This window comes from Chitinophaga sp. RCC_12 (assembly GCF_041360695.1).
In the GTDB taxonomy this organism is placed as follows: Bacteria; Bacteroidota; Bacteroidia; order Chitinophagales; family Chitinophagaceae; genus Chitinophaga.
The window spans coordinates 603,060-615,793 of record NZ_JBFUPS010000003.1 but is presented as its reverse complement, the minus strand read 5'-3'; the positions used below and the strand labels follow the sequence as shown (position 1 = coordinate 615,793).

10 protein-coding genes and 2 tRNA genes are annotated in these 12,734 nt (G+C 49.0%); 3 read left to right on the top strand and 9 right to left on the bottom strand.

The features are described 5' to 3' along the window. Positions 1 to 14: 14 nt before the first annotated feature. The gene (locus tag AB6805_RS12175; protein ID WP_370909696.1) at positions 15 to 1,985 is read left to right on the top strand and encodes a DUF3857 domain-containing protein; all 1,971 of its coding nucleotides are present in this window, start codon (positions 15 to 17) and stop codon (positions 1,983 to 1,985) included. A gap of 2 nt (positions 1,986 to 1,987) precedes the next feature. On the opposite strand, the gene priA is transcribed toward AB6805_RS12175, so the two are convergent. The 3 genes from priA to AB6805_RS12160 form a co-directional block, all read right to left on the bottom strand. Further along, positions 1,988 to 4,426 (bottom strand): primosomal protein N', encoded by a 2,439-nt coding sequence (gene priA / locus AB6805_RS12170; RefSeq protein WP_370909695.1) that lies wholly within the window; start codon positions 4,424 to 4,426, stop codon positions 1,988 to 1,990. Beyond that, positions 4,423 to 5,190, bottom strand: coding sequence for a 1-acyl-sn-glycerol-3-phosphate acyltransferase (locus AB6805_RS12165; RefSeq protein ID WP_079469018.1), 768 nt, complete (start codon positions 5,188 to 5,190; stop codon positions 4,423 to 4,425). The genes priA and AB6805_RS12165 overlap by 4 nt, the downstream gene beginning before the upstream one ends. Positions 5,191 to 5,263: 73 nt before the next feature. Beyond that, entirely contained in the window at positions 5,264 to 5,707 is a 444-nt protein-coding gene (locus AB6805_RS12160; protein ID WP_370909694.1) for a DUF4258 domain-containing protein, read from the bottom strand. Positions 5,708 to 5,789: 82 nt separating this feature from the next. Here AB6805_RS12160 and mtaB point away from each other — a divergent pair, with 82 nt between their 5' ends. Then, complete coding sequence (mtaB, locus tag AB6805_RS12155) at positions 5,790 to 7,067, top strand: tRNA (N(6)-L-threonylcarbamoyladenosine(37)-C(2))-methylthiotransferase MtaB (protein ID WP_370909693.1); 1,278 nt, start codon at positions 5,790 to 5,792, stop codon at positions 7,065 to 7,067. Here the strand turns inward: mtaB and AB6805_RS12150 are convergent. The 4 genes from AB6805_RS12150 to AB6805_RS12135 all read right to left on the bottom strand — a co-directional run bounded on the left by AB6805_RS12150 (position 7,064) and on the right by AB6805_RS12135 (position 10,210). Next, positions 7,064 to 8,530: an MFS transporter gene (locus AB6805_RS12150; RefSeq protein ID WP_370909692.1), complete on the bottom strand. Its 1,467-nt coding sequence runs from the start codon at positions 8,528 to 8,530 to the stop codon at positions 7,064 to 7,066. The two genes, mtaB and AB6805_RS12150, sit on opposite strands and share 4 nt — an antisense overlap. Before the next feature lie 76 nt (positions 8,531 to 8,606). Further along, positions 8,607 to 9,215 carry a DinB family protein gene (locus AB6805_RS12145; RefSeq protein ID WP_370909691.1) on the bottom strand — a complete coding sequence of 203 codons (609 nt, stop codon included), beginning with the start codon at positions 9,213 to 9,215 and terminating at the stop codon, positions 8,607 to 8,609. 39 nt (positions 9,216 to 9,254) lie between these two features. Then, a complete protein-coding gene (gene aat, locus AB6805_RS12140) occupies positions 9,255 to 9,893 on the bottom strand; it encodes a leucyl/phenylalanyl-tRNA--protein transferase (protein WP_370909690.1) in 639 nt (212 codons plus the stop codon). A gap of 8 nt (positions 9,894 to 9,901) precedes the next feature. Next, a complete protein-coding gene (locus AB6805_RS12135) occupies positions 9,902 to 10,210 on the bottom strand; it encodes an ATP-dependent Clp protease adaptor ClpS (RefSeq protein ID WP_079469023.1) in 309 nt (102 codons plus the stop codon). A gap of 105 nt (positions 10,211 to 10,315) precedes the next feature. Here AB6805_RS12135 and AB6805_RS12130 point away from each other — a divergent pair, with 105 nt between their 5' ends. After that, on the top strand, positions 10,316 to 12,460 hold the full coding sequence (locus AB6805_RS12130) for a cation:proton antiporter (RefSeq protein ID WP_370909689.1): 2,145 nt from the start codon (positions 10,316 to 10,318) through the stop codon (positions 12,458 to 12,460). 93 nt (positions 12,461 to 12,553) lie between these two features. Here AB6805_RS12130 and AB6805_RS12125 read toward each other — a convergent pair. Together AB6805_RS12125 and AB6805_RS12120 are read right to left on the bottom strand one after the other, a co-directional pair. After that, positions 12,554 to 12,628 (bottom strand) — tRNA-Val (locus AB6805_RS12125). 29 nt (positions 12,629 to 12,657) lie between these two features. Beyond that, positions 12,658 to 12,732 (bottom strand) — tRNA-Val (locus AB6805_RS12120). Positions 12,733 to 12,734: the final 2 nt, after the last annotated feature.

The following is a 12,734-nucleotide window of genomic DNA, read 5'->3' as shown; positions in this document are numbered from 1 at the left end:
TATCTTTAACCCGTATGAAAAAATGGGTCCTTCTTCTGGCTGTTGCAGTTATTGCAATACTGCCGCTATCTATGCAGGCGCAGGTAAACAGCTACTTTCCTGAAATATGGAAAGACAATCCACAGCTGCATACCACTCCATCTACCGATGCTCCTTACACGATCGTGGATTACAGAATGGTCAGGGATTTTAATGTTAGTCCGCGTGATAAAGCACAGGCCACTTCCCACTACAAAACACTGTACAAAAATATAAAAGTCAACACCCAGCGTGCGGCCGACAGCCTTACCCGCCTGGTAATGTCGATGGAACCCAGCGAAGCTTTGCGTGGCCTGCGCATCCGCGTAATACATCCGGGTGGCAGCGTGACCAGTCTCAACGAGCAGGTACGGATGATTGAAATGGACCGCGAACGGAAAGCAATAGTAGCCAACAATCTCGCACTGGAAGCCGGCTGTGAAATTGAATATGAGCTGAGCCTGAAAGTACAGTACGATTATGCAGGCACCGATTACCTGCAATCCGGTATCCCGTGCGACCAGCTTAGCTTTGTACTGATAGCGCCCAAAACTTTGGATTTTGTGGTGAAGCCCAGCGCCGGTTTACCTGCACTGCAGGACAGTATTACGGATACCAACCACTACTACCAGCTGAACATGCAAAATATGCCAGCCCTGCCTACCAGCGACCTGTATTTTTACCTGCCACAACTGAAGCGGATTGATTTCGGATTGAAGCACGCGATAGAAGGAAAAGATACGGTACGCATGACGTGGCAGAAGTTTGGGGAAGATAATTATATCCCTTTTGTGGCGGTATCAAAAGCAGAATATAAACAACTGGAAAAAGAACTACAGAAATGGCCTTTCCTGAAACAACGGATTCCTGTTCCGCAGATGATCTACCTGGTAGAACAATTTATAAAATCCAATTACCGGCTGGTGGAGCCTTCTGAAACCGGTGAAACGGTAGATATCATTTCCATTATCCGTAACAAGCAGGCAGAAAAAGCGGGCTTTACCCGTTTCATAAATGCGGTGTATTATATGCTGAATATTCCCACGCAGGTATTATTCACCACTTCACGCGACAGTTTGCTGATGGACAGTCAGCTGGTATACCGGCAGCTGCCTACCAACGTATTGCTGTATTTCCCGGGATTGCAACAGGCGCTGGCCCCAACGGAAATGAATACACGCTTTCCGTGTTACCCGTCGTTATGGACCGGCATTCCTGCACTGCGCTGCCGTGATACGCTGGTAGCCGGAGAGAGCAAAGTGCTGACCGATTTTATTCAAACGCCGGCGCCGCCGTACACACTCAGCAACATTATCACCGAGGCCACGCTCCGGTCGGTAACAGATCCGACCTGGGAGGTGAAGCAATCTTTTGGTGGTTACCCCGCCTCCAATCTGAAAACAGCATTTGGCGGCACCGGCAGTACGCCGGACGGCAGGCTGCAGGTATACAATGCCATCCTTCCTTTTGAACCCGGTATCAGGAAACCCACAGAAGTGAAAGCAGAAAACGAAGTGTTTAATAACCGCTCCCTGGATAAACCTGTATTGCTGAACAGTACGTTGCTTACCACATCTTCCGTAGAAAATAAAAACAACAGCATTGTTATCCACGTGGGTCCTTTACTGGGTGGTAATATGCCGGTTGATATCCCGCTTCCGCCGGGCGATCTGCCTGTCCAGATCACATTTCCCTATTACCAGGAAAAACGCGTGATTGTTCCGCTGCCGGCGGGTTATAAAGTAGCCAATAAGGAAGATTTTTCGGCAGAAATAAGTGATAAAGGAGCTGATCCCGCACTGGGTTTTAAAATGCGGTGTGAACAGGACGGCAACCAGCTGCGCATTTTTGTACTGGAGTGGTACAAGCAAACCGATTTCTCCGGAAGCACTAAAGCGGTATTCGGTCAATTGCTGGAAAGGATCCATACACTCCAGCAGCAGGACCTGATACTGGTGAAAGAATAATTTTATACGCCGTCTACATCCGGTATGATCACTACCGAACGGAATCTTTTTTCCGTTTTCAGCTGAATAATAAACTCCTGTAACACCCTTTTGATATGAGTGATCAGCCTGGCTTCACGGGGCAGTTTGATCAGCATTTCCTGTAAATAATTATTGCGTACCCTTGCTACCAGCGGAGCTGCCGGTCCTACCAGTTGTGCGCCGATATGCGGCTGCAGCCAGCTGGCCAGGATCTGTGCCGCCTGTTCGGCTGTTTGCTGGTTTTTATGCCGGATAGTAAGCTTCAGTAAACGGAAAAAGGGCGGGTAACCAAATACCTGCCGTTCAGCGATTTCTGCTTCAAACATCGCTTTATAGTCGTGCGCCATTACATAATGCAATACCGGGTGCCGGGTGTTGCTGGCCTGGATCAATACTTTTCCCAGTCCGTTTTTACGGCCGGCACGGCCACTTACCTGTTCCATCATCTGGAAGGCCCTTTCATTCACCCTGAAATCGGGGAAGCCCAGGAGGTTGTCGGCGCTGAGGATACCTACCAGGTTCACGTTTTCAAAGTCCAGTCCTTTTACCACCATCTGCGTACCTACGAGTATATCTATACTGCGGTCTTCCAGCAGCTGGATGAGTTTATTGTGGCTGTCTTTGTTCCTCACCGTATCCACGTCCATACGGGCGATGCGGGCTTCCGGGAAGGCCACCTGGAGGTCGTCTTCTATTTTCTCGGTACCAAAGCTTTTGGGCTCAATGGTTTGCGAGCCGCAGGCCGCGCAGGTATGCACGTATGGATACCTGGTGCCGCAATAGTGGCAATGCAGTTTATCCTGGGTTTTATGATAGGTGAGGGAAACATCGCATTGTTTGCAATGCGGGATCCATCCGCAGGTGGTACATAGCAGGAACGGTGCGTAGCCACGGCGGTTCTGGAACAGGATCACCTGTTTTCCATCGGCTATAGTTTGTGTGATAGCGGCTTTCAGGGCGGAGGTAAAATGGCCGTCCATTGTTTTTTCCGCCATTTCCTTTTTGATATCCACTATTTCTATCGCCGGCATTTCTACACCACCGAAGCGTTCTTTCAGTTCAACAAGCCCATATTTTCCCTGTTGGGCGTTAAAATACGATTCCAGGGAAGGCGTGGCGGAGCCGAGGAGCACTTTGGCTTTAAAGAGGCCTGCATAATAAATAGCGGCATCCCTTGCATGGTAACGGGGAGCCGGGTCCTGTTGTTTATAGGAGGCATCGTGCTCTTCATCGAGGATAATAAGGCCCAGGTCGCGGAAAGGCAGCAACAGGCTGGAACGGGCGCCCAGTACAATTTGCAGCTCACCCGTTTTTACCTTGTTCCATATTTCCACACGTTCGTTGTTACTGAACCTGGAGTGATAGATACCGATGCTGGTGCCGAAGTGTTTCTGCAGGCGGCGGATGATTTGCGCGGTGAGTCCTATTTCGGGCAACAGGTACAGCACCTGTTTACCGGCGGCCAGGCATTCTTCCATCATCTTCACGTATACCTGTGTTTTACCACTGGAGGTAACGCCGTGAAGCAGGGTTACCTGTTTATCTTTGAAGTGTGTTTGTACTTCTGCGAAGGCAGCTTCCTGTGCGGGGCTCAGGTCAAAATCGATCTGTGTGTCTACTTTGCCCGTAGGGATCCGGTCTACCGTGCGTTTTTCTATCCAAAGGATATTTTTATCTACCAGTCCTTTTAACTGGGCGGTGGTGGCGCCGGATTTCTTCAGCAGTTCTTTCTGCAGCACCACGCCCTGTGTTTTGAGCAGGTGGAGATAAGCGAGCAGCAGCTCCATTTGCTTGGGTGCGCGGCCCATATCGTTGAACAGTGCGGCCAGTTGTTCTTCTTCCTGGTAGTCCGCATGTAACTGCACGTAATTCTCCTGTTTCTCGCGGTATACTTCTTTCAGCTCTTCATATACCAGCAGTACTTTTTTCTCTATCAGGGATTTGATAACAGAGTAAACTTCTGATTTATCAAGAATCAGCTGTACTTCTTCGATGCGCAGTTCCTTGCGGATGAGGAGGGCTTCCGCGATGAGGTATTCATCATCGTTGAGGGAGGTGAAGTCGTCACCGAAGGCGTCGTTGAAGAGCAGGAGTGTTTCGCTGGACAGCTTGAGATGGGCTGGCAGGGCGGCATTCAGCACTTCTCCTTCCGTGCACATATAGTAAGCGGCCACCCATGTCCAGAAGGCTAACTGTGTGGGATACACGATAGGTTCTGCATCCAGCATATCCAGCAGCGGCTTGGTTTTATACAGGGGAGCCTGTTCGTGAATGGCTTTCACGATACCGGCGTACTTCTTTTGTTTCCCTAACTGAACGGCTACCCGGCTTCCTACCTTGAGGGCGGACATATTTTCGGGAACCGCGTAAGTATAATTTTTTGGTAACGCCAATGGCAATATTACGTCTGCGTACTTCATCCTATTGGCTGCAGGGTTGGATATTTGTGATACTTGCGTAATTCGGTGTCCATTGCATCAAACACCTGTTGTTTGAGGGTGTTGATATCATCGAGTGTCATTCCTGTTACGGGTATTGGCGGCAGGAATACCACGCGGCATTTGCCGGGGGAGATGTGCATAGGTCCTTTATGTGGTAATCGGTGGCCTGCATCGAGGTAGAGCACCGGTTTGATTGGTTTTTGCAATTCGATGGCCATACGGAATGCGCCGTTATGGAAGGGGCGTAATGGCTGATCGGTGTCATTGGTGGTGCCTTCCGGGAACACGAGGATAGAGATGCCTGCTTTGAGGGCGGTCATCATTTCCCGTACGCTGCGGGCCCTGGCGGCTGCGCTGGAGCGGTCCACCGGTACTACTGAATTTTTATAGATAAAACCGAAGAAAGGAATTTTAGACATTTCTACTTTTCCCAGCGGGCGGAAAGGGAGGCGCATTACTTTTACGGCGATGGCTGCATCAAGATAAGAGCGGTGGTTTACCACATAGATGCAGGGTTCGTTGTCGCGTTCGCATAAATATTTGCGGGTAACCCACATGCCTACCAGCGGGAACCAGGTATGTGCCCAGAAGCGCAGGAAATAAAATATGATGTTACCTCCTTTTTGCCGGCCCAGTAAAGAGGCCAGGAAAATGGGGGGCAGTATCAGGAACATGATGCCCAGGAAAGTAGCGGCGGCGTATATCACATAAATAACACGCAACGGTTTCAGTAAAAAATTCATAAACGCCTCGAAAGGTTTAATATGGCGGAAAACTACGAAGAAAATTACTAATTACACCGAACCGGTGGCCGATTTAATCGCAGTGGCAGACCCAGTCCTTATCCAGATCGATACAGGTAATTACTTTGGCGTGCTGTGAATCGCAGGGCGCAAAAACGATCCGCAGGTGCTGACCTTCACTGGAATAACCTTCCAGGGCATAGGTTGGGCAGGGGCGATCTTCCGGGTTAGACTTTTCCGCGTTGATCTTGCCTTCCGCCAGGATCTCCTCTACTTCTGCGGTTGTCACCTGACGGCAATCCATCCGACAAGTGGCATGTTTGGTATATTCAAGATGGGCATGCCTGTTAATTACCTCATTGGCGATAGCGGGACTGCTGGAGTTATTGCGGACCACCACAGGGCGGCTGCCTGGGGAAGGAGCTGCGGGCGCGCTTTTCCACCACTTCTGCTGCCAGCCGGCAAGCAGTAAGATGGACAACAGGAAGACGGGCAGGTATTTTTGCATTGATTTCATAAAACAATAGAACGCCGCGCAAAATAGTCAAAAATTCCTTACCTAACTATGACATAAAAAGTTCCTACCTTTGCCTCCCTTTATGGAACAGGTAAAAACAGTAGCATTTCATACTCTCGGCTGTAAGCTGAATTTTTCAGAAACCTCCTCAATAAGCAGGTTGCTGGAACAGGATGGGTTTGTAAAAACGGATTTTGACGGAACAGCGGATGTGTATGTAATCAACACCTGCTCTGTAACAGATAATGCTGATAAAGAGTGCCGTATGCTGGTGCGCCGCATACAGCGCCGCGCACCGGGCAGCATGGTAGTGATCACCGGCTGCTATGCCCAGCTGAAACCTGAGGAAATTGCTTCTATTGAAGGGGTGGACCTGGTACTCGGCGCCGCTGAAAAGTTCAACATCGCCGAACACCTGAAAACACTCACCAAAGGCGACAGCGCTAAAATCTGCTCCTGCGATATTGACGAGGTGAATAGTTTCCACGCTTCCTATTCTCTTAACGACCGTACCCGCACTTTCCTGAAAGTACAGGATGGCTGCGATTATACCTGTGCCTTTTGCACCATTCCAATGGCGCGGGGCAAAAGTCGCAGCGACAGTGTTGCTAATGTAGTAAAACATGCACACGACCTGGCCGCTACCGGCGTAAAGGAAATTGTGCTTACGGGTGTAAACCTGGGCGATTTTGGAAAAGGCTTTGAAGGCGGCAAGAAAAGGGAAGAAACCTTTTTTGAACTGGCACAGGAACTGGATAAAGTGGAAGGTATTTCCCGGTATCGCATTTCTTCTATAGAACCTAACCTGCTTACTAACGAGATCATTGAATTTGTGGCCAACAGCCGCAGGTTTATGCCTCATTTTCATATTCCGCTGCAAAGCGGCAGTAATGAGATCCTTGGCCTGATGCGCCGCCGTTACCGCCGTGAGTTGTATGCAGAGAAAGTAGCGCTGATCAAACAATTTATGCCACATTGCGCCATCGGTGTAGATGTGATCGTAGGCTTCCCGTCTGAAAGCGATGCGCATTTCCGCGAAACGTACGACTTCCTGCATGAACTGGATGTATCTTATCTGCACGTATTTACCTACTCAGAACGCGCCAATACCGGTGCGCTGGATATTAAACCGGTAGTGCCCGTTCATATCCGGAACGAACGCAACAAAATGCTGCGTAACCTCAGCCACAAAAAACAGCAATACTTTAATGAGCAACACCTGCATCAAACCAGGAAGGTGCTGTTTGAATCGCTGGGAAAAGATGGTATGATGGAAGGTTACACCGATAATTACATCAAAGTAACGACTCCTTTCCGCCAGGAATGGCACAATCAGCTGATCGACTGGGATCTGCGCTAACCGGATTTTCTCCGGAGTAAAAATCCGCGGAAATGGTCATGCCACGAAATCAGGTTGCCGATCAGGTAATAATCTTTCAGATTATTTTTGATACTGCTGCGCATAATGCGTACGACTATACTTTTACCCACTTCTCCCTTTTCCTGCACCAGCAGCAGCAGTTCCAGTGATATCAACGACAGGATGGCGCTAATGAGGAACAGGAAATTCCATTGATGCAGGGCCAGCAGGTGCAGCACCTTTGATTTGTGTGGACCGGTGAATGTTGCATCAATCTGTATATGTCTTGACTCAAAAAAGTCGGCCAGGATACCACCCACCAGCGGCGCCAGGGCGGAAAAAACGGCGGTGATAATATTCCTGGCAGATAAATATACCACCGCATCCTTTACCGGGGCCAGTTTAAGCCCGATATTGGTTAATGAAAGATTGATACCTGCATTGGCAATACCGGTGAAAATATGGATGAGCACCAGCAGGATTATATTGGCATACATCTCCGAATAAATTCCTACAAAACACCACCCGATCACGCAAAAAATGTATAACGGACCGCTGATGGCCAGGATGGTTTTATTGCTGTACCTGTCTGCAAACACGCCCCACATCCGGAAAGTAAATACTCCCGTAAGTTGGCTCACCATCAGCAATATGGTGATAACAGACAGGGACAAATGCATTCCCTGCATCATGAATACCGTAAAAAAAGGTGTGGCAATATTAAGGGCAAACACCCAGGCTGAATTGAAGATGAGCAGCCGGAGAAAATTATTGTCGCGCAACGGGCGCAGCAATAATTTGAAAAAATTTTCCTTGTCCATATACGACTGTGGTTCCGGCGCTCCTGCCAATATAAAAGCCCCCGCAATGCCTGCAACACCGGCAGCAATAAACATACAGTAATAGGTAGTAAGTTCATACGCGGGGTAATGCCTGCGGATATAATCCACGCCAAAAGCGGCGGCCAGGCTCAGTATTACGTTTAACCCCTGCGTATAGCTGCTTCGTTTGGCAAAGTAGCTGCCCATGATCTGTTCCGGGATAAGGTCTTTTATCCAGGCGTTCCAGCTGGGGCCGGCGATAGAGCCAAAGAAGTAGAAAAAGAAAAGAAAGAAGATGAGGAAATTGATATTGCCTGTTTGCGGGAACAGTAAAGGGATAGCGCCTATCAGCAACAGCGGTATCCTGGCCAGCAGGGAACACAGCACTGTTACCATTCTCCGGTTGTTGGTGCGTCGCACCAGCCAAATGGATATTAATTGAAACACGTTGGTAAAAGTGGGTAAGGCAGACAACAATCCTATCTGCAGATTATTGGCGCCCATGAGCAGCGCCATTGCAATCAGGAAGGCGCCGCCGGTGAGTGTGATCATGGCTTCCGCCGCCAGCCCATCGCCTATGATCAGCCTCATACCAATTTTCCTTTCGGGTTCAGTAATGTCGGTGCGCGGTCTCAGATTCATACTTTTGCATTTCAGTATAAACAGATACACGTGCACCGGCAATGATTATACCATGCCAACAGCAGGGATGGCTATATTACTTTGGAAAACCGGGATCAGCTTTTACTTCTTGGAGCTGCTGTGTATGCCGGTTGGTATGCGCCGCATCCAGCAATAGTAACTGGTAAGCATCTACAGGTCCCAGCGCCGGGTGATCCATGATATGATCCCGCAACGCATCTTTGGTGTTGGTTACATATTCGATCAGTTTATCCCGCTGGTCTGTAAAAGCTTTTATCGTTTCTGCGTTAGAGGAATAAGTGTGTTTCGGAACACCATATTCGGGCGCCTTTACTTTGTGGCTGCGGTCTTCCACATTTTTAATGATCTGCTCGTCGGTGGCTTTAATATCCTTCTTTCTTTCAGGATTGGCAGGTTGCTGTATAAGGTGTTGTTCCCCTTCCCTGATTGCTTTTTCAATCAGGGTAATATGCTCTACGCACTCAATCACTGACCAGCGATCGGCGGCGGGCTTATATTCCAGCTGTGCATCGGTAAGTCCCTGTACATCTTTGAGGAGCTGTTCCTTTGTTTGTTGCAGTTGAGTGAGCAAAAGGGATCTGTCTTCTCTGATGCTGGTTACAGGCCGGAAAGCGGTGACAGCAGAAAAGACTGCAATAGCAAATAGCAGCGATAGCTTTTTCATCGTGGATTACATTTAGGAGTTAAAAAGAAGATAGGTAAGTTACGAAAAACCAATGATCTCCAGAAATTCCTCGCGGGTAATAAAACCTGCGCCCAGCGAGGCCAGGTGGTCGGTATGCACCTGGCAGTCGATCATTTCCAGTTCGTGTGCATAAGTTTGCACAAAGGTGATAAAAGCTGCTTTGGAGGCATTACTCACAGTGGCAAACATCGACTCGCCAAAAAAGAAGGGACCTGTTTTAACACCATAAAGACCGCCCACCAGTTCGTCGTTTTGCCAGCATTCCACCGACATTGCGTAGCCGGCGTGGTGCAGCCTGATGTAGGCTTCCTGCATTTCAGGCGTGATCCAGGTGCCGGTTTGCCCCTCCCTGGGAATGCTGCTGCACCGGGCAATTACGCCTGCAAAATCTTCATTGAAGGTAATCCGGAACTGTTTTTTACGCAGTACCTGTTTCATGCTGGCAGATACCTTTAATTCATCCGGAAATAATACGAAGCGGGGATCGGGACTCCACCATTGGATAGGAGGTTCATCGTACCAGGGGAAGATCCCCGATCGGTAAGCGAGCAGCAATCTTTCTACCGACAGATCACCGCCCACGGCGAGTAGTCCGTCCGGCTCCGAAAGCTGAACAGGGGGGAAAATCAGTTGTTTGTTAAGACGGAAAACGGACATATCAGGAATCAGCTGCCTGCCATTTCTTCAATAGTAACGCTTAGTCCCCGCTCCTGCAGGGCTTCACACAGGGGACGCAGTTTCAGGTATTCTCCCTGTTTTACGGCATACTTTCCATTAAAATGAATGATCAGCGCGCACTGCTCTGCCTGTTCATGCGTGTGACCACATACCTCCATCAGTGAAGCAATGACCCAGTCGAATGTATTCACCTCGTCATTCCAGACTACCAGGCTGAACGGAAACTGTTCATCTTCCGCCACCAGCACATCTACCTCTTCCTCCGGTAATCCTTTTGTACTTGTACGATCGCTCATCTTTAATAAAAGCTTTATGCAAAATTACATGGATTATTCGTTAATTTATCCATATTTAGCAGAGATCTGTTGATTTCAGGATACTTCCGAATTTAAAAAATGGTTATGATGAACGGACTGGTTTTATTGATGAATACAAATTTACCGCTGAAAGATCCGGTGCCTATCTTTTCGCTGGTGTTGTTTATAATATTGCTGGCGCCCATCCTGTTACGTAAACTGCGGATACCGAGTATCATAGGGCTGATTATTGCCGGTATGCTGATCGGCGATCATGGTTTTAAAATTATACAGAAAGATAGTATTGATCTCTTTGCCAAAGCCGGGCTATTGTATATTATGTTTCTCGCGGGGTTGGAGCTGGACATGACAGAATTCCGTAAGAACCGCTACCGCAGCATGGTTTTCGGCGCTTTTACCTTTTTTATTCCCCTTACAATGGGTTTTGTGGTATGCACCTATGTGCTGCAATTCAACTTCATGGCTACCCTGCTGGTATCCAGCATGTTTGCTACTCATACGCTGGTGGCATATCCGCTGGCAAGCCGGCTGGGTATTACTAAAAATGAGGCCGTTACCGTAGCCGTGGGTGGTACTATTATCACCGACACGGCGGTGTTGCTGATACTGGCGGTGATCACCGGTGCGCAGGCCGGTAACCTGAATACTTATTTCTGGGTGCGGCTTGGCATTTCACTGGCCATTTTTGCCGCCATCATCCTCTGGCTGATGCCCATGCTTGGCCGGTGGTTTTTTAAGAAGATCAAGGACGATAAAACTTCACATTTCATTTTTGTGCTGGCGCTGGTATTTGCATCCGCGTTCCTGGCCGAGCTGGCTGGCGTAGAAGGTATTATTGGGGCGTTCCTGGCGGGGCTTGCGCTTAACCAGCTGATCCCGCATACCTCGCCGCTGATGAACCGGATTGAGTTTGTGGGCAACGCTATTTTCATCCCGTTTTTCCTCATCAGCGTAGGTATGCTGGTAGATTTGCGGGTATTACTGAAAGGCCCTGAAGCCCTGATCATTGCCGGCGCGCTTACCCTGATGGCGCTTAGCAGCAAATGGCTGGCCGCCCTGTTTACACAACTGGTTTTCAAGTACAGCGCCAACCAGCGCAAAGTGATCTTTGGGCTCAGCAGCGCGCACGCCGCGGCTACTATTGCGGTAATACTGATTGGGTACAATATGCATATTGTAGATGAGCATGTGCTGAATGGCACCGTGATACTCATTCTCATTACCTGCCTGGTGGGCTCTTTTGTAACCGAAAATGCCGGCCGCCGGCTGGCCATACAGGAAGCAGAAGGCAAACCGGAAGTGGATGATCAGCCGGAACGCATACTGGTGCCGGTTTCTAACCCCGACCGTATTGAGGCCCTGCTTGACTTTGCCGTAATGATCAAAGACAGTAACGCCCCTACTCCTATTTACCCGTTGGCGGTAGTTCAGGATAATGAAGAAGCGAAAGAGAAGATCCATCTCACCAACAAGATGCTGGAAAAAGCAGTGATACATGCCGCTGCCACGGAAAGTGCGGTACAGGTGGTGACCCGCATAGACCTCAACGTTTCCGATGGCATTACGCGTGCCACCAAGGAGCTGCTGATCAGCGACGTGATATTGGGCTGGACAGATAAAACAAGTACCACCGACCGCTGGCTGGGCAACATTTTTGGTACTACCCTCGATAACGTGTTACAGCGGGTTTGGGAAACCGTGTATGTGTGCAACTTCCATTCGCCGCTGAATACCACCAAAAAAATGGTGCTGGTAATGCCACCCAACGCCGAATACGAGCTGGGCTTTTTGCATTATATGCAGAAAATGTTTATGCTGGCCAAGCAGGCAGGCGCCAGGTTACTGGTTTTCTGTAATGAGAAAACACAAACGATCACCGCCGCTTTTGCAGAGCAAACGAAGATGAGCGTGGACCTGGGTTTCCGCCAATTTGATACCATCGAGGATTTCCTGGTCCTTTCCAGGGAAATTACCCGTGACGACCTGGTAGTGGTGGTGACCGCGCGTAAAAGCACGCTCTCCTATCATGCATATATGGATGGTATTCCTGCTAAATTAGAGCGGCATTTTAAGGACAATAATGTAATCCTGCTGTACCCGGAGCAAAGGGAGTTTGATTCGCTGGAAGCGGGCCTTCAATCGGAAGATCTGACGCTGGCGCCTATACAGGAACAAATTGCCAACCTGAATAAACTGGGTAAAGCGGTGAAACGGATATTTAAGAAATAACTATTGCAGTCCTTAGTGGCTAAACGCAAAAAGGAGTGGCTAAACGCAAAAAGGTCCCGCATTGCTGCAGGACCTTTTTATTTGTGTGTAGTGTGGGAGCTACTGGATTCGAACCAGTGACCCTCTGCTTGTAAGGCAGATGCTCTGAACCAGCTGAGCTAAGCTCCCGTAAAGATCTTTTAGAGGTAGGTGTAGTGTGGGAGCTACTGGATTCGAACCAGTGACCCTCTGCTTGTAAGGCAGATGCTCTGAACCAGCTGAGCTAAGCTCCCTA

Bases quoted from the DNA above. Each gene is read 5' to 3' on its own strand.
- aat (WP_370909690.1), bottom strand. From the start codon at position 9,893: ATGTCCGTTTTCCGTCTTAACAAACAACTGATTTTCCCCCCTGTTCAG.
- AB6805_RS12130 (WP_370909689.1), top strand. From the start codon at position 10,316: ATGATGAACGGACTGGTTTTATTGATGAATACAAATTTACCGCTGAAA.
- AB6805_RS12175 (WP_370909696.1), top strand. From the start codon at position 15: ATGAAAAAATGGGTCCTTCTTCTGGCTGTTGCAGTTATTGCAATACTG.
- AB6805_RS12165 (WP_079469018.1), bottom strand. From the start codon at position 5,190: ATGAATTTTTTACTGAAACCGTTGCGTGTTATTTATGTGATATACGCC.
- AB6805_RS12145 (WP_370909691.1), bottom strand. From the start codon at position 9,215: ATGAAAAAGCTATCGCTGCTATTTGCTATTGCAGTCTTTTCTGCTGTC.
- priA (WP_370909695.1), bottom strand. From the start codon at position 4,426: ATGAAGTACGCAGACGTAATATTGCCATTGGCGTTACCAAAAAATTAT.
- mtaB (WP_370909693.1), top strand. From the start codon at position 5,790: ATGGAACAGGTAAAAACAGTAGCATTTCATACTCTCGGCTGTAAGCTG.
- AB6805_RS12150 (WP_370909692.1), bottom strand. From the start codon at position 8,530: ATGAATCTGAGACCGCGCACCGACATTACTGAACCCGAAAGGAAAATT.
- AB6805_RS12135 (WP_079469023.1), bottom strand. From the start codon at position 10,210: ATGAGCGATCGTACAAGTACAAAAGGATTACCGGAGGAAGAGGTAGAT.
- AB6805_RS12160 (WP_370909694.1), bottom strand. From the start codon at position 5,707: ATGAAATCAATGCAAAAATACCTGCCCGTCTTCCTGTTGTCCATCTTA.